General features: G+C 43.3%; 11 protein-coding genes. 3 read left to right on the top strand and 8 right to left on the bottom strand.

The window, feature by feature from the left end; genetic code table 11:
* Positions 1 to 10: 10 nt before the first annotated feature.
* From NSQ55_RS10855 to NSQ55_RS10845, 3 genes are all read right to left on the bottom strand, one after another.
* Positions 11 to 940: an ABC transporter permease subunit gene (locus NSQ55_RS10855; RefSeq protein WP_076129998.1), complete on the bottom strand. Its 930-nt coding sequence runs from the start codon at positions 938 to 940 to the stop codon at positions 11 to 13.
* Positions 941 to 1,220: 280 nt separating this feature from the next.
* Positions 1,221 to 2,795, bottom strand: a complete 1,575-nt coding sequence (locus NSQ55_RS10850; RefSeq protein ID WP_076195203.1) for a response regulator transcription factor — start codon at positions 2,793 to 2,795, stop codon at positions 1,221 to 1,223.
* The gene (locus NSQ55_RS10845; RefSeq protein ID WP_339173197.1) at positions 2,770 to 4,608 is read right to left on the bottom strand and encodes a sensor histidine kinase; all 1,839 of its coding nucleotides are present in this window, start codon (positions 4,606 to 4,608) and stop codon (positions 2,770 to 2,772) included. The genes NSQ55_RS10850 and NSQ55_RS10845 overlap by 26 nt, the downstream gene beginning before the upstream one ends.
* A gap of 250 nt (positions 4,609 to 4,858) precedes the next feature.
* On the opposite strand from NSQ55_RS10845, the gene NSQ55_RS10840 reads away from it, so the two are divergent.
* From NSQ55_RS10840 to NSQ55_RS10830, 3 genes are all read left to right on the top strand, one after another.
* Positions 4,859 to 8,005, top strand: coding sequence for an alpha-mannosidase (locus tag NSQ55_RS10840; RefSeq protein WP_339173194.1), 3,147 nt, complete (start codon positions 4,859 to 4,861; stop codon positions 8,003 to 8,005).
* A gap of 167 nt (positions 8,006 to 8,172) precedes the next feature.
* Positions 8,173 to 9,363 (top strand): pectin acetylesterase-family hydrolase, encoded by a 1,191-nt coding sequence (locus tag NSQ55_RS10835; RefSeq protein WP_175617385.1) that lies wholly within the window; start codon positions 8,173 to 8,175, stop codon positions 9,361 to 9,363.
* Positions 9,364 to 9,409: 46 nt separating this feature from the next.
* A complete protein-coding gene (locus NSQ55_RS10830) occupies positions 9,410 to 10,045 on the top strand; it encodes a TetR/AcrR family transcriptional regulator (RefSeq protein ID WP_076129994.1) in 636 nt (211 codons plus the stop codon).
* A 2-nt stretch (positions 10,046 to 10,047) separates the two neighbouring features.
* Here NSQ55_RS10830 and NSQ55_RS10825 read toward each other — a convergent pair whose 3' ends face one another.
* The 5 genes from NSQ55_RS10825 to sbnA form a co-directional block, all read right to left on the bottom strand.
* Positions 10,048 to 11,400 carry a HAMP domain-containing sensor histidine kinase gene (locus NSQ55_RS10825; protein WP_076186489.1) on the bottom strand — a complete coding sequence of 451 codons (1,353 nt, stop codon included), beginning with the start codon at positions 11,398 to 11,400 and terminating at the stop codon, positions 10,048 to 10,050.
* A complete protein-coding gene (locus NSQ55_RS10820; RefSeq protein ID WP_076100805.1) occupies positions 11,397 to 12,074 on the bottom strand; it encodes a response regulator transcription factor in 678 nt (225 codons plus the stop codon). Before NSQ55_RS10820 ends, NSQ55_RS10825 begins: the two co-directional genes overlap by 4 nt.
* Before the next feature lie 59 nt (positions 12,075 to 12,133).
* Positions 12,134 to 14,107: a serine hydrolase domain-containing protein gene (locus tag NSQ55_RS10815; RefSeq protein WP_248549223.1), complete on the bottom strand. Its 1,974-nt coding sequence runs from the start codon at positions 14,105 to 14,107 to the stop codon at positions 12,134 to 12,136.
* Between the two features lie 201 nt (positions 14,108 to 14,308).
* Positions 14,309 to 15,274: a 2,3-diaminopropionate biosynthesis protein SbnB gene (locus NSQ55_RS10810; protein WP_076186487.1), complete on the bottom strand. Its 966-nt coding sequence runs from the start codon at positions 15,272 to 15,274 to the stop codon at positions 14,309 to 14,311.
* 24 nt (positions 15,275 to 15,298) lie between these two features.
* Positions 15,299 to 17,506 (bottom strand): 2,3-diaminopropionate biosynthesis protein SbnA, encoded by a 2,208-nt coding sequence (sbnA, locus tag NSQ55_RS10805; RefSeq protein WP_306066622.1) that lies wholly within the window; start codon positions 17,504 to 17,506, stop codon positions 15,299 to 15,301.
* Positions 17,507 to 17,624: the final 118 nt, after the last annotated feature.

Genomic DNA, 17,624 nt, shown 5'->3' with positions numbered 1-17,624 from the left:
TAACTCCTTTCTAGAATATCGCATTCTCTTTGCTGATCTTTTTCACAATAGAATTCGTTACAAGCACCATGATAAATCCAACAATCGATTGATATAGACCCGCTGCTGTACTCATCCCTAGATTACCTGTCGTACTCATGCTGCGATAAATATAAGTATCGATAACATTCGTTACGGAGTATAGAACACCTGAATCCCGAGGGATTTGATAGAATAAACCGAAGTCCGATCTAAAAATACCACCAATCGCTAAAATCGTTAGCGTTACCATTAAAGGTTTAAGCAAAGGAAGTGTAATAAACTTAATCTGCTGCCATTTGCTGGCCCCATCAATCATAGCTGCTTCATAGTAGGACTTGTCGATACCCGCTATAGCCGCTAAGTAAACAACACTTGAATAACCAATTGATTTCCAAATCCCCATGAAAATTAGGATATATGGCCAAAAGCGAGTATCCCCATACCAGGAAATAGGATCGCCTCCGAAGTAAACAACCACTTGATTCAATATTCCTTTATCTACACTCAGAAAGCTGAAGGTAAAGAAACTAATAATGACCCAAGAAAGGAAGTAAGGCATAAACATCGCCGTTTGATAAACTTTAGCCATCCGTTTGTTCACAAGTTCATTTAAGGTGATCGCAATACCCACCGCAAGAACTAAACCGAGAGAGATCAACGCCAAGTTATAAAGAATCGTATTTCTTGTAATGATATAGGCGTCCTCCGTCGAGAACAAAAAGTTGAAATTTTCAAGGCCAACCCACTTACTGTTTAAAACGCTTGCAAAGAATCCATCCCGATGAATCTTGAAATCCTTGAATGCAATTACTGTTCCAAACATCGGTAAGTAGCAAAAGATCAGGAACCATAATGTCCCTGGTAATACCATAAACCAGAGTACTTTATCCTTAATTAAACTTTTGAAAAATGCAGGCATTATTCCACATCCCCCTTCTCTCTATCCCCAAACAACCCCTATATATCCCTTCGATCTTTTTCCCTCGCCCCTTTAACTACCCTTAATTCTGCGCTATAAAAGCGGTTTCATAAAGTTGAAAAACTCCAGAATCAGATGTAAAAATTAAAGATCCACAGCAGAAGGGACATTTAAAAAGTCTATTCCCCCTTAAATTTGAGCAAAAAAAAGGAAACATTCTCGTTATCAACGTCCATGAAGCCCGTACTTGAACGTGATACTCAGGAACATTTCCTTTATTTTAGGATTTTGCTTTTTTGTACATATTCCGAAGCTCTGTAGGCGATACACCTACTGATTTTTTAAACTGGCGATAGAAATATGCTGGATCCGGATATCCTACTTCAGCTGCAATTTCGTTGGTTAGTAACGTAGTTTGAAGCAGCAATTGTCTTGCCTTTTCAATTCGAAATTGATTAACATAATCAGAGAAACTACGGCCCATTTCCTTCTGAAATAGCTGGCCCAAATAATTAGGATGCATTTCCATACGCTGACTGAGCGTTTTCAGGGATAGCTCTTCTCTATAGTGTTTGCTTACTTGATCAACCATATATCTCATATTCGGACTGAGCTCATCATTTACTAATGATAATTGGTCCAGTGTTTCTTTCACACTTTCCTGCACATGGTGCACCAATTGCTCAATAGTATGTATGCGCAGCAATGGATTAAACACGGCACTAAAATTAGAGTTTTTCTCCATTTTCTTAGCAATCAACATTAACTCAATCGCTACGTTGTAATTATCAATGCGGGTAATCATGCCACAGCCAAACAGCTTTTCGAACGTTTCTGCGATAAATTGGTTCGTAGCCTCCCGGTCTCCAGATAATAATAATTTGGTGAATTCCTCATAATCAATTTCGAGCTTCTCCTCATGCAGAACCATCTTTGATAGTTGTTCCACATCTATAATCGGGTAACCCGGTAGCATAAGATGATCAACATATAAACTCTTCGCCTTTTTATAACTATTTGGGACTTCCTGAAAAGCATGCTCCTTACTTCCTATCGTTATCCAGACAGACTTTTCTAACTCATGCATAATCTCACATTGCACTTGCTCCAGTACACAATAAAGCTCTTCTTTGTTCTCAGCTTCAGCCCGCTCAGCAATAATAAGAACAAGATCACCTTCCATATCTATAAATACAATAACGGTTCCAAGTTGCTCTAATGATTTCACAGCGATACGATAACATTCATCCATAAGCTGATTCCTATGGAGTTTATCCTGGCCCTCATCGTCATCCTGTTCGGTGATAAGCCGAATCGCAGCCACCGTAAAAAATGAACAGTCCAGTGAGATATTTAAGACTTTTGAACGGTGCTGTAGCTCCTGCCGGCCTATATTGCCAGTTACCCAGCGGTTTAGAATATTGTTACGTAGAACTTGCCAATCCTCTTTAGCATGAAATTGTTCAACATCCTCTTGATTCAGCACTTCAACAATTTGTTCAATGGTTGATTCCAACTCATGTATATTAATGGGTTTGAGAATATAATTTTCAATACCTAGACTCATTCCAGCTTTTAAATACTCAAATTGCTCATACCCGCTCAAGATTATAAACCTCATTTTTGAATCAAAAACCTTTATTTGCTGAATCAGTTCAAGTCCCGTAAGTTTTGGCATCGTAATGTCAGTAATTAATATGTCGATCCCTTCATTATGATTGCGTAGAAATTCTAAAGCTTCTTCCCCATTAGACGCTTGTCCCGCGATTCTCAATCCATATTTTTCCCATTCAATCACTGAACGTAATCCTTCAAGAATAAGAGGTTCATCATCCACGATAAGTATATTGTGCATTATTAGTACTCTCCCTTACTACTGGTATATTCATGATGACTATTGTTCCTTTATTTACTTCACTAGCGATCGTTAATCCATATTCAGTCCCATAATAAAGTTTAATTCGTTCATTCACATTACATAGGCCTACCGAAGAAGGAGGTTCATCCATTCTCATACTGACTTGAAGCATGTGCTGTAGCTCTGTCAGCTTGCTGGCAGTAATTCCATTCCCGTTATCACTTATAGCAATTTGAATTCCCCCGCCAGATTCAGTAACTTCAATACGGATGAGATTGCCAAAACGGTCAGGTCTAAATCCGTGAACAATATAATTTTCAATGACCGGTTGGATGAGCAATTTAACGATAGAACAATTCATGGCAACTGGACTTATTTGTGATATGATTTGGAGCCTATCTTTATGTCTAATCTGAAACAACTCTAGATACAAATTGCAGTATTCAATCTCATCAGATATTGTAACGACCATGCTTTTCTTAATCATCGTTCGAAATAATGTCGATAAAATGTAAATCATCTGACCTACATCCTTCGCTCCTTGCGTAATTGCCCGCATCCTAATCGCCTCAAGTGTGTTATATAAAAAGTGTGGATTAATCTGCGATTGAAGTGCAACTAGCTCTGCATTTTTCTGCGTAAGCTCCGAAATGTACACTTTATTAATATAGAGTTCTAACCTTTCACACATATAGTTAAAGTTGTTGGCAATTAGCTGCAATTCATCTTCTCGATTTAGGTGAATACGTGTGCTTAAATCACCTTCCTGTAAGCGCTTCATAGATTTGATAATGATCTTCACTTTTTTAGAAAAACGTAAAATAATTCCGTATGTAAAAGACATTGCAGTAATAATAAGCGCTGTGGTAATCCCGATAATCCAAGTTCGAACCGTTTTCATTTCGTTGTTGACCTGTGACTTCTGAATGATCCCTGCCATAATAAGACCTGAGCTATTCGTTGTATTTAAGTTAACCTTGGAGATCCCATCCAGTGTTGTCCAGCCATCCGCATGAAGCGCATCGAGATGTGGATATCGCTGTCCCATATACCTTCCCAATGAATCATATATAACGTCACCGCTTGGGGTTAAGACCAACAATTGACCATTATTTTCTGCAACTTTTGTGCCAAGCCATTTTGAAATAAGTTCTGCGTCAAAATCTACTATGAGCATCCCGATCGTTTTCAGTGTAATCGGATCTTTAATTTCCCTAGTCATTGTATACAAATTGTTATTGTCTTCTCTTATTTCCTTAAGCACTAATTTGGTTTCATGCGAGACCCAGCCATTCTTCGGTAAGGATAACTTTTGCTTAGAACCGTCCATGTCGCTCAAATAGAATTGTCGGGTATTATTTTTATATAAATAATAAAATTCTTTCTCTGTACTGTATAAAATAACGTCATAAATCCCGTTTTTCTGATTCAAATAGGTTTTGAAATAAGTATCGAACGTATGAGGAACGGAGCTCCCTATGTCTGCATATTGATCTAAACGGTATTTAAGATAATCCCCATAATCATTTTGCAAAAAGTAAGACAAATCCTCACTGACAGAGGCATCGCTATAAATTTGCTGGATGGCTACTTGGATGCTTTCGTACTGCTGATTCATATACAAACTTACATAATCCAGCACCTCCCGATTGGCATCTACATGTTGGCGAGTGATCGTCTGTTCATAGTATTTATATACGGTAATGGATGAGGCAATTAACGTAATTATAATGATCGAAGAGTATATAGCTAAAATTTTATTGAACAGTTTTTTCTGCAAATGGTTTTGATAAAATTTCTTTACATTCAACAAAGCCACCTTCTTTCTGAATATCACCTTTAGGATTAGAAGCTTAACATCACACTTCTTTTTCTGCAATGGAAGCGCATGCATTTTTTTATTTATATATTCTAGCGCTCCACCTTTTCTCTCCACCGAGAGTTTACAACTCACACAAAATCGTCTATAGTTGATTTCTACCCCCCAAACAAACCTATAATAACCCAAATAGATCTTAATTTCCTCGTCCCCCATCAACATATTGGAGGGGCTATTACTCATGTTTCTAACCAAACGCAAACTCAACTCCCAACTAAACGAAATTTCCGAATATCGTTACAGGGATCGTATACACATTCCTTTTTTCAACTCAATGATTGACGAACAAGGTGAAATTGCAGCCGAACCGCCCGTGGATGGAGAATGGTCTAAGCTACGAGTTGGAGATACCTGGAAAGGCCGCGATTTGTATTTATGGCTAACGACAAATATAGACGTGCCTGCCTCTTGGGCAGGCCGTAGAGTACTGGGTCGATTTGATTTTGGCGAGACGGGTGCTGGAAATAACTCCGGATTTGAATCCTTATTCTTTTTCAACGGCAAACCCTATCAAGGTGTGGATTCCAATCATACCGAAGTGTTCTTGCCAAATGAAACGACAGGCACTCAGCTTCCACTGACCTTCCGGTTATGGTCGGGACTCGAAGGTGGCGGCCCTAAAAAAGATCAGACACATGGCATTCGCATGGCTGAAATTTGTTGGCTGGATGAAGCAACGGATGATTTCTATTTTACCGCGCTTGCTGTAGTTGAGACGCTGAACGTACTCGATGCCAAAACTCCAGAATATACACAACTTATGAGTACAGTAGACCGCTCCTTTCTTCTGATCGACTGGTCTCGTCCAGGTTCAGACAACTTCTACGCTTCGATCGGGGAAGCCCGCAATTATTTGCGTGATGAAATTAACAAAATGGAGAAATCCTCACCCGTCACAGTTACCTGTATTGGCCATACCCATATTGATGTGGCTTGGTTGTGGCAATTGAAACACACCCGTGAGAAATGTGCGCGTTCCTTCTCAACCGTACTACGTCTGATGGAAATGTTCCCGGACTATACCTTTTTACAGACTCAGCCGCAACTCTATGAATATATCAAAAATGACTATCCAGAAATCTATGAAAATATTCGTGAACGTGTAGCTGAAGGACGCTGGGAAGCTGGCGGCGGCATGTGGCTTGAGGCAGATTGCAACTTGACCTCAGGGGAGTCTCTAGTCCGTCAATTACTCTATGGAACTCGCTTCTTACGTAATGAATTTGGGGTTGAATGTGACTATTTATGGCTGCCGGACGTATTTGGCTACAGCTGGTCCTTGCCACAAATTCTAAAAAAATCAGGAATTAATACCTTCATGACCACAAAAATTAGCTGGAATCAATATAACCGGATGCCACATGATACCTTTCAATGGCGTGGGATTGATGGCACAGAGGTGTTAACACACTTTATTACAACGCCTGAGCCTTGGTCCGAAGAAGATTCTTGGTTCTACACTTATAATGGCCGGATTATTCCTAAGACTGTGAAAGGAATTTGGGATACTTACCGGGATAAAGAAGTGAATCGCAATCTGTTACTTTCTTACGGATATGGCGATGGTGGCGGGGGTGTGAACCGTGAAATGCTAGAGATGCGCCGTCGGCTAAACGATCTTCCCGGTCTGCCGAAGATTGAAACAGGAACAGCGGGAGACTACTTCCGTACCCTGCAAGAAACTGTTGCAAATACAGATCGTTATGTCCATGTATGGGATGGCGAGCTTTACTTAGAATATCACCGCGGCACCTACACAAGCCAAGCCTACAATAAGCGGATGAACCGTAAGCTTGAGCTGCTATACCGTGAGGCGGAATGGCTAAATACACTGCAAAGTGTGATGACAGGTGACTGGTCGAACTATCGTCAGACCGATTTAGACGAGGGCTGGAGAATTATTTTGCGCAACCAATTCCATGATATTATTCCGGGCTCTTCGATTCGTGAAGTATATGAAGACAGTACTATTGAATATGCACAAGCAGAAGCAATAGGTCAGTCTGTCTGGGAGCAATCCAGTAAGGCACTTGTGAGCGGAAATGAAGCCGGTAAATATACGATCTGGAACAATGCTGCTTGGGAGCTGACAGAACTCGTAGAAATTACTGTTGAAGCCGGGATGGAAACAGGACATTGGATAAGCTCAGAAGGAAAACAACTACAAGCTCAGCGTGAAGGTGACCGCTGGATCGTTGAAGTATCTAACATTCCTTCTCTTGGATACACAACGATCTCCTTCGTAGAAGATGTGAATTCTAAGTCACTAAGCGCTCCATTCAAGCTAAATGAATCAGGAATCTCAACGCCTCACTTCGAAATTGAATGGAACGAACAAGGTCAATTAGTATCCATCTATGATATAAATGAACAAAGACAAGTATTAGCAAACGGAAGTCACGGTAACGTGTTCCAAGTGTTTGAAGATAAACCCCTAGCCCATGAAGCTTGGGACATTGACATCTACTATCAGCAAAAGAAACGTGAAGTCACCGACTGCCGCAGCATTGAAGTCATAGAAAAGGGTTCACTGCGATGTGTTGTACAATTCACATGGAGTTATATGGATTCCAGGATTAAGCAGCAAATGATCTTACATGCACACCATCGTCGTATCGATTTCGTGACAAAGGTAGACTGGCATGAGCGACAACAGCTAATGAAAGTAGCTTTCCCTGTTGCAATACGAGCTACCGAAGCCACTTATGATATCCAGTTCGGTAATGTTACGCGTCCAACACATTGGAACACTAGCTGGGATTACGCTAGATTCGAGACTGTGGGGCATCAGTGGGCAGATTTATCAGATCGTGGTTATGGCGTTAGCTTGCTGAACGACTGCAAATACGGTTATGACATCAAGGATAATGTGATGCGTCTATCCTTAATCAAATCGGCAACGCACCCTGACCCTGAAGCGGATCAAGGTGAACATACTTTCACCTACTCTATCCTGCCTCATACTGGGGATTGGTTACAGGGTGACACCGTCCGTCAAGCTTGGTCCGTCAACAACCCTCTACGGAGCACCATGGGGCAAGCAGAAGGAGCATCCAAGTCGCTTATTCGCCTTTCTACTCAGACGGTTATGGTTTCTGCGATCAAGAAGTCTGAGGATGGTCAAAAATTAATCGTACGTGTGCACGACTATTCCGGAAGCCGTCAGCAAATTGATATGACTAGCGACTTGAATATTATTTCGTGGCAAGAGTGTAATCTAATGGAGCGTCCTGAAGGGGAAGTCCACACTGAACCTGTCATTACTTTTATACTTGAACCTTACGAACTAAAAACATTTGAAATTGAAGCAGCTAAATTAATAAAGTAACATACAAATAAAGTAACATACAAAAATCGGGGTGTCCCTGTAGCCATGGATCAAAGGCTGCGAGGACACCTCTTTATATATTTTCTCACGATTGTTTTATGATTTTAGGTATACACCTTGTGTAATGAGTGATCTTGACGTATACTCCGAGTAAGGGAGAGATGGATATGAGAAAAATGAGGAAAATCACAATATTCACAGGTATTGGATTATTCAGCCTTGTTTTGATTGCCATGTTTGCAATCAGCGCTTTTGTAATCAAAAGACCGGCGACTACCACCCCTGTAATTGCGGAAGTGAAGCCTTACAAGTGGAATAAAGTCACGCTAGACGGAAATGTCATATCAAGTGATGGATCAGAGTATTTTTTGTGGAATAAAAAGGGTGAAAATAATAACTGGATCATCTTTTTTTCCGGTGGCGGAGCCAGCTGGGATGCCCAAAGTGCCGCACACCCCATCAAGCTTATGAACTTTATTAAAGGTGGAGATACAGGCAACTATTTCCAGAACATCCCCTTCTATATGTTGACATTGCTGAGAGGCATGATGGATACGGATAACCCTGCCAATCCTTTTCATGGCTGGAATGTGGTCTACCTTCCCTATTCAACCGGTGACTTCCATATCGGCAACCGCAAAGTTGAATATAAAAAAGATGACGGCAGCCCCTTTACTATGCGTTATAACGGCAGCAATAATGTGCGAAGCAGCCTCGATTGGATATATGCCAACGTGGATAAACCCGGCAAACTACTGATTGCTGGCGAAAGTGCCGGTGGCTTCGGGTCCGCTTTTTGGGCTCCCGAGATCGCCTCTCATTACAAGAACTCCGAGATTTTCCAATATTCAGACAGTTCCTTCTTGAAATCAGACAAGTGGCCAAATGTTGTGAAGCAGGAATGGCAGGCAGACTTCGTGAAGAACTTCGGATATGCCCCTGAAGCGGATATCATCGGGGCAGCTTTTAAAGCGAACGGCCATCTACTTCCTGCGAATGCGATAATATTGCAATCCTACTCGGTATTTGACGAGATTCTAATCCACTTTCAGAACAACATCAACGATTACAAGGGGCCAAGAGATCAAAGTATCATTAATGAGTGGTCACACGAAATGCGGCAATCTGTTTCTTCTTTGGCAGCCACTTTACCTAATTATTATTACTATCTCACCGACTATGGACTGAACGCTAAGACGGGTACAACTCCGCACACTTTTGCCACCAGAGAGACCTTCTTTCAGGCTGAACAGGATGGTGTGAAGCTTCTGAATTGGTTAGGTGATGCGATCAACCGGCAGAACCCCTATTCAGTGGGCAGCAAATTCCTCATGAATTCGAAGCCAGCTCAGAAATAGTGCTAGAAGCAGCGGAAGAGTTGCAACAAGACAGGAGAGAAAATCAATGAATTTGCGGGAAAAGCAAATGCAAATGACAAGGGAGATCATTAAGGATACAGCGCTTAGCTTATTCTGTGCTCAAGGTATTGAGCGCACGGATATGGCACAGATTGCGGAACAAGCCGGCATCTCCCGGCGTACTTTGTATCATCATTATAAAGACAAGGAAGAGTTAGCCGCTCAAATCTATGTCCTTAATCTGGAGCGGATGTTTGGACAACTGCTGTTTGATTTTGATTTTGAACACCCTGTACAGTCATTGGAGAACATTCTCGATAAATATCTGGCATTAAGAGATCAGCAGGAAGCCCTGATCTACTATGATGCCATTTTTGGAGTTTACTACAGCACGCTTTCCAAAAATCCCGCGGAACTTCCTGACTTTAAGCAGGCTATGGAAGGCTGGTATTCACGGTTAATTCTCCTTGAGTCCATATCAGTCGCTCCGGAGGAAAAAAATAAGTGGCTGGACATTCTGCACAAGTCCACCCACCTGTATTTCATGTATTTACAAAAAGCCGTCATTATTACTCATCAGCGGGGGGGTGTGGTTACGGAGGAAGATCGGGTTATGGACCGGCAATTCAAGGATTTCATTATGTTTGGCGTACGGCAATCCAAGAATCAGACAAACCCTTAATTTCACTTATGGGGCAACCTGACGATAATCGTCGTTCCCGCTCCAACCGCACCGTCCACTTCTATGTTTCCCTGATGCAGGGAGACAATTTTTTTAACGATTGCAAGTCCCAAGCCATTGCCATTGTTGTTTCCATTCCGTGACTTGTCTATTTTATAAAATCTTTGGAATACGGCGTTGAACTCTTCCGGGGAAATCCCGATCCCGTTATCACTGATGGTGACCGATACATCTGCTGCACTGTCATCTATACTAATGCGGATGTTCCCGCCTTCAGGTGTGAACTTGATGCTGTTGCTCAGCAAATTCATCCATACTTGCTTCAGCTGATCTTCATCACCCTTAATTTTGACAGTTTCCGGCAGCTCAAGATCGATAACGATGCCTTTGGCTGACCATTGTGGCTCACAGGTCACAACGATGGTTCTAATCTGCTCGTCAAGATTGAAGGAACCTGCATTAAAGGGATGATGTTCAGAATCCAGGGAAGCGAGCTTCAGCAAATTATCACTTAACCTCGACAGACGTTCACTCTCTGCAATGATGATATCAAGATATTCAGAACGTTCCTCTTCCACGATTAGATCATTGTTCTGCAATGCCTTGGCAAAGCCGGAAATAGACGTAAGCGGTGTCTGAATTTCATGAGAAACGTTGGATACGAAATCCTGCCTCATCTGTTCCAGCTGCTTCAGCTCCCCGGCCATCTCCACATAGCTTTGTGTCAGTTCCCCTATTTCGTCTACTCGGTTTACTTTAAGCTCTACCTCGAAATCACCCTTGGCCAGCCTTCTTGTCGCATTCGTCAAAGCTTTGATCGGCTCCACCAAATATCTGGCGGCAATAAGAATGCATAGACTACCCAGTAAAAGCACGAGTAAAAGCACAAAGAGCAGCATCCGATTGACGATATTTTCGTTCTCGGCAGAATACTGCAAGAACATTGCTTGCCACTCCCCGTTAAACATAAAGGGCATCCCGATAAAGGTATCCTTATCTTTCGCGGAGGAACGATAGAGTTTTCCTTGCAGCACTTGTTTCACAGCCTCGGGGGTGATAGTGACGGCCGGACTATCCTTGAGCCTATAAAAGGTATATTCCCCGGAATGATTATACAAGTGGATAGGGTATGCAGATACCTTAACCATACTATTCAAGAACTCGTCTGTATCCTCAGGCTTGGCGTCATCATAACGGTGAATGATCTCCTTCCCCACTGTGATCATTTCATTCTGTCCCTCGTAACTTATTTGTTTCTGAAAGACATACAAACCAATGAAAAAGGAACAGATCAGACTAAAGATAATGATGCCTAGAAACGTGAGAACGACGCGTACATACAATGTCTTGATCATAGCGCAGGGATCAGCCGGTATCCTAGGCCGCGGGCCGTTTCGATTTGAAATTGCTCGTCGTTACCGCAGAATTTCTCCCTCAACCGGCTTATATGCACATCTACAGTCCGGCCGTCTCCTTCATAGTTCAATCCCCAGATTTGAGAAATCAACTGTTCTCTTGTGAAGATTTGCCTAGGGTGACTAGCCAGCAGAAACAGTAGCTCAAATTCCTTCAAAGGAATCGTTACCGGTTCTTCATCACGCGTAACCTGGAAAGTGCGGCGGTTAAGCACCACATTGCCCAACTGCACAGACTGGGAAGAAACAACCAGCGAGCGTTTAAGCAAAGCTTTTACTCGCATCACCAGTTCAAGCGGATCAAACGGTTTGGTCAAATAGTCATCCGTGCCGAGTTGAAAACCTTTCACTTTATGTGCAGATTCTCCTTTAGCCGTCACCATGAGGAGGGGAATGTTGGCATCAGAGCGCCTGATTTCTCTGCACAGATCCCAACCATCCAATCCTGGCATCATAATATCTAGGATGACGAGATCGACTCGCGAGTTCTCTATAATGGACAGCGCTTTGGTACCATCCCTGGCTTCTTTGAGGTCAAAACCTTCTTTTCGCAAAAACAAAGACATTAGCTTTCGGATGTTATCATCATCATCAGCAATAAGTATAGTAGCCACGATTGTCCTCCTCTCTTAAGCTTACATTATATATGATATATTCTTGACAAGAAACGAAGTTATCCGAACTGCCAACCCAACAGGTTCCAATAGTAGAAAAACAGAGTCATCACTACAGCCGAAAGTGCCACTAGTGTATAATGCACACGCTTGAAAGCTGTCCAGTATTTATTCTTCCAAACCAGTATAGCCGAGATTAGCAAAGCTAAAGTCAGTCCAACCAAAAGGATTGGCATAACTAAACTGAGAGAAAGCGAAAGACTGATACCGCTGAACTTCTGCATCGTATCCATGGACATAACCACCATAAATATCGTAACGAAAGATAGCAGCGCCCACCCAGCAGTTCCCGCAGATAAGCGGATGGCCCACTTTTCCGGAGGCGTCATCGCCTTGATCTTGCGTCTGGAGAAGATTAGTCCAAGCAATGCAGTGATGAAAATCAACCCCGAGCCGCCAAGTACGATAAGCCAAAACTTATTCTGATTCAAGAGTGGCGTACGCTCCAGTGGCATTTCCGGTGCCATACCTAAGAGCATATGTGTAACCTTACCGGACTCATTTGTGCGGAAGCCGATTTGTTCGGTGCCTCCCTCGAGCTGGAACAGATTCGGAGCGATTTCTCTATACAACTGTTGTTCACTACCACTTCCCAAAGATAGCTTATTGTCCTTTACCTTAACATTTAGCTGGGCAAAAAAATTGAAAAATTTATCAATATCACTGTGGTTACGGCGTGTGAATTGATAGGTTCCCGCATATTTCTGAACAGATTCTGCAGAAGTGGAGAATTCAGGCTGCTTCGCTTCAGGATCGGGATAATAGCGCTCAAAAAAGGCATGGACTAGGCCTGCCGCGGAATCACCGCCCTGACCGCCGTTATAGGAAACAAAGATACCTACATGCTTGGCAGGCACAAGATAAAACTCCGTATTAAACATAGGGTCGGAACCACCATGAGTGATTAGTCTAAGACCATTGATGCGTTTCTCAGAGAACCCCAGATCTACTCCCGGCATACGTTTATCGAATTGGTACGCCGTTGAATGCATTAGTTCTGCAGTCTCCGTTCTAAGAATCTGCTGGTCACCATATTTCCCGTTCTGCAGATGGGCAATCATAAAGTGCGCCATGTCTACTGCTGATACTGTACCCGAGCCGGCAGGACGAAAGCCGCCCTCGAAGGTAGGTGTGCCAGGAATAAAGCTACCGTTCTCACTCGTGTACCCTACAACTTGATTGGGTATGAATGACTCCGGCAAAGGCTCTACCACCGTCGAATATTTCATGTCGAGCGGATCGAAAATATACTTTTGTATATAGTCATTGTAAGGAACACCGCTGACTTCCTCCACAATCAGACCCGCGAGAGTAGCCCCGAAGTTCGAATAAGAACTCATCTCTCCGGGGGGTCTTACCCGTGCCAGCATATGCTTATTGAGTGTTTCCGAGATTGATCCCGGCAATTTGGCAGGGTCGGTAGTGATTTGATAACCCACTCCACCCTCTTCAAACCCCGCTGTATGTGTCATCAAATGGCGCATCGTGATCGGCTCAGGATAAGTAGCAGGGATCTTCAATGATTTCAGGTAGGTGTTAATATCAGTGTCCAGATCTATCTTACCTTGTTCGACCATTTGCATCACCGCTGTCCAGGTGAACAGCTTTGTTGTTGAAGCGATTCGAAACATGCTGGTTGTCGGATTAACCGGTGCCGCTTCTTCCAGATTGGAACTGCCATAACCTTTGGCCAAAATAATCTTGCCGTCTTTTACAATGGAGATAACCGCTCCCGGAATTTGCAGCCGGTTCATATCTTTTTCCATAATTCCATCAACGAAGCTAGTCAGTCCCGAGGTATCATCGAGATTGGCAAATGCTTCAATTTGCGCTGCCGGCAGTCCGGTTTGACCCGTTTGGTTCTCAGCAGAGGCCCGTTTCCCGGGAAATACCAAGCTTGCGCCAAAGCCGGCACTAATCACAGCCAATAGGGTCAGACCAGCGATCAGCCTTTTTTTCATAGGTGTCAACATTATTATCCTCCGAGTCATCATTTATTGGGGTGGATGATCATCCGCCTAACACTTATAGAGATTATCAGAGTATTATGAATGGAACGTTAACAAGACAATAAAAAAACTAGACAGCAATCCACCCTTAAAAGTGACGGATCATAGTCTAGTTACATCAGAAAAATCTATAAAAAATCCCATAGCGAACGTATGCCTACAACCTTACTGTAGCTCAGTCCCGATCCCTTTTTCTCTAGCCTTCTTCACGAAGTATACCGCTGTTGCGATATCAAAAACCGCCATCCCCATCGGACAAAAGAAAATCGGCTCATCGGCTCTGAGTTCATTCAGGCAATGGCGCGAGACGACATCGGTAATCATTCGGGTATCGGCACGAGTTAACCCATGTTTCAGATGGAGCTGCTGTATGTCAGTATTTTCGCGGCACACCTCATCCCAGTCGTCGACGATTATGGACTTCACCGAAGCTAATGCCTCAGGTTTATAATCACGCAGTGAAATATTCAGTAGAAGACTACCTTCCGCCGGAAGCATATCGATATATCTATGATTGGATACGGTACAGGTGATAAAGATATTGGACTTTCGATAAACGTCCGCCCACGTCTCCTCCACTTCTATCCTATCCTTATATATAGATGAGATGTCTGACAAATCTACTTCCCTTATATCAAAGATGCGGACACGTTCAACTCGATCTCCGTACAATGCCATAACCATTTGAAAATGATATTGCCCGATTGGTCCCCAGCCGATAATGCCAAGATAAATCCGTTCAAGTGAACGTGCCTGCAAAAAGTAGCCAATCATCAGTCCACTGATGGAAGCTGTCCTTACGATGCTGGGGAGCGGAGAGCTTAGGACGGATATAGGCTCGCCCGTAATGGGATCATTCAAGACAATGATGCTATGCGCGCGGGGAAGACCAACCTGGATATTATCCGGGAAGCTGGAAATCCATTTGATCCCTGCTGCGTTCACGTTCCCCCCTACGTATGCGGGCATTGCAATAATACGATTTTGAGGATTTTTATACCTTAGATAAGGTTTTACGGGCTGCGCGTAATCTCCAGAATCAAGTATGCGCACCGTAGTTTCTATCGATTCCACGAGAGAAGGCCAATCAAGCCCCACCTCCCGGATGTCCCGATCGTTTAAATACAGCATTCCACAACCTCCTTTTGCCGCTCGTTAAGCAAGGACATCTCCACCGTCAGCCGAGAACTCCTGCCCAAATTCATTCTGAATCCATGGGTCAGAGTATACCGTATCGAGGTAACGCTCCCCTTTGTCATGCAGGATCACCGCACAGACAGATCCTGGAGCCAATTCTTGCTCCATACGCCTAACAGCGGCAAGGTTAGCCCCTGAGGATGCACCGGCCAGAATCGATTCATTCTGAGCGAGTGCTCGGCATCCTTTTACGATATCCAAGTCTGAGACATGCACGATACGGTCGATTAAATCCGTTCTGCAGAAAGGGGGTACGATGCCAGCACCGAGTCCCGGGAACCGCCGTTTCTCTTTGTTGCCACCAAAAATAGTACTTCCCTCCGCATCGACGGCAACAATCTTAGTCTTCAGACCATGATCCCTTACATATTCCGCGAGACCTCGAATCGTGCCGCATGTACTTACGCTGCAAAACAAATAATCTACTTCGCCAAGCTCAGTCACGATTTCTTTCATGGTCGTATGGTAGTGGGACAAATAGTTATTTGCGTTTGCATATTGATTCGGCCAGTAGCTGCCCGGTATTTCCTCCAAGAGTCGCTGCACTCGATTCAGTCTAGCAGGCAGATATTCACCGGTCTCGGGGTCGGGATCGCTAACAAAGTCAATTTTTGCAGTTAATGTTTTCAGAATCTGCAGATTTGTTGTGGTAGTTCTTGGATCAACCACGCTAATAAACCGCAGCCCTAAATATTGGCAAATCATCGCCAAGCTAATCGCCATATTTCCCGAACTTGACTCAATAATAGTAGTTCCCGGCCCGATTTTCCCTTCCTTCCATGCCTCATGGATCATCCGCAGAGCTGGACGGTCTTTCGCACTTCCTCCCGGATTTAGCAGTTCCATTTTTGCGTAGACTTCGAACTCACTGTTCTGGAACAAATTATTCAGCTTGATTAATGGCGTTTTTCCGATAGTCGACAAGATACCGCCTTGGATATTTATGTCCACCTTAGCTTTGTCCTTCTGATAATATAACTTCTTGTTCTTGACCTGCCCGCTGGCCAGCGACTCCCCTTTAGCTACTATAATGATCTCAATATCATCAAGCAGATGGTTGCGAATCATCATCCCGATTTCCGGAATACACTCCCTGATTTCCTCTTTGATTACCGGAATAATAGAGGGCTTCACAGATTTACTCTTGATATAAATAGAGAGCGCATTGTTTTTTACCTTGACCCGAATGATCGCATCTTCAATATGACGGTATACGACCTGCTCGATATCGTACAGGCTGATCTTCTCACCGTGCTTCAGTTCTTGACCCACTCTTTTTACAATGGACTCAAAGCTTTGTTGTTCAACCCCGTCTATCATCACAGGCCTAAAATCCCTTACAACGTCATAAGTAACAAAACGAAGAGCTGGCAGCATCTTGCGGACAGTTGAGGTAAGCACCAGAATACTTTCATTGTTCCGAAGCGGCCTTACTTCTTCGTCTAACTCCTGAACCCCGATTCCTTCCGCAAAAATTCCGTCGGCAAAAATGTACCTGCCATGATCATGGGAGTAATAAGCGATCGTACCGATTTCAATGGAGCCGTAAGTATCGATGATATCTCTAGGATCAATACCAAACAAGCCAGCCATATTCCGCTGCCACTCAGGCGGAGCAATTTCCCCTACCAAAATAATCTTGCGAATTCCGAATTCACGCGGGTTTCCGGCAGCATATACGATATGGTCAAGGATGGACGGCATCGTATAGAGCAAGTCAGGTTTAAAAGCTTTAAGCTGTTCAATATGCTGTTCGATTGGCAGTTCAAAGGGTATTGAACTTTTCTCCAATCCTAACCTTTCAAAAATGGTCAGCGCAGTATTTGCTGCATGTCCAGTGCCCATATCCGCCAACGCTCTGTTACATCCGCTTCCCGCAATAAGCTCGCCGAATAGCTTCGTTTTAATATCCACATAGTGTTTGTCATCTTCCTCAGAGTAAAGGATTGCTTTTCTACGGCCTGAGCTTGTACCAGACGTCCTATAGACAGTCCAAGAAGGATCGATGGGTTGGTTATAATAGAAGGTTTCAAGTGTTTTCGAAGACATAAGAGGTAAGTTCTGCAGGTTATAATTCGTTTTCTCCCCATCGATCAGCCCCTTGTACCAAGGGTATTCGTCCATTACTTCTTGCACCTTATTCTGCAATTTCCCGAGCAGCATCATAGCCGCCTCCCGTTGACCGCATGCTGCAGCCCAAGTTTAATAAATGCCTCCAATATTCATATGTAGAATTCTTTGCATGTGTTCTATTATTCTGTGGTTGCCCAAGCAAAAACTGCGT

The sequence above is a fragment of the Paenibacillus sp. FSL H7-0943 genome, assembly GCF_037963265.1.
GTDB classification, from domain to species: Bacteria; Bacillota; Bacilli; order Paenibacillales; family Paenibacillaceae; genus Paenibacillus_AQ; species Paenibacillus_AQ odorifer.
This window is presented reverse-complemented; position numbering and strand designations above follow the sequence as displayed.

Excerpts from the sequence above, each read along its gene's own strand:
- sbnA (WP_306066622.1), bottom strand. The coding sequence starts at position 17,506 with ATGATGCTGCTCGGGAAATTGCAGAATAAGGTGCAAGAAGTAATGGAC.
- NSQ55_RS10830 (WP_076129994.1), top strand. The coding sequence starts at position 9,410 with ATGAATTTGCGGGAAAAGCAAATGCAAATGACAAGGGAGATCATTAAG.
- NSQ55_RS10835 (WP_175617385.1), top strand. The coding sequence starts at position 8,173 with ATGAGAAAAATGAGGAAAATCACAATATTCACAGGTATTGGATTATTC.
- NSQ55_RS10815 (WP_248549223.1), bottom strand. The coding sequence starts at position 14,107 with ATGTTGACACCTATGAAAAAAAGGCTGATCGCTGGTCTGACCCTATTG.
- NSQ55_RS10810 (WP_076186487.1), bottom strand. The coding sequence starts at position 15,274 with ATGCTGTATTTAAACGATCGGGACATCCGGGAGGTGGGGCTTGATTGG.
- NSQ55_RS10855 (WP_076129998.1), bottom strand. The coding sequence starts at position 940 with ATGCCTGCATTTTTCAAAAGTTTAATTAAGGATAAAGTACTCTGGTTT.
- NSQ55_RS10850 (WP_076195203.1), bottom strand. The coding sequence starts at position 2,795 with ATGCACAATATACTTATCGTGGATGATGAACCTCTTATTCTTGAAGGA.
- NSQ55_RS10825 (WP_076186489.1), bottom strand. The coding sequence starts at position 11,400 with ATGATCAAGACATTGTATGTACGCGTCGTTCTCACGTTTCTAGGCATC.
- NSQ55_RS10840 (WP_339173194.1), top strand. The coding sequence starts at position 4,859 with ATGTTTCTAACCAAACGCAAACTCAACTCCCAACTAAACGAAATTTCC.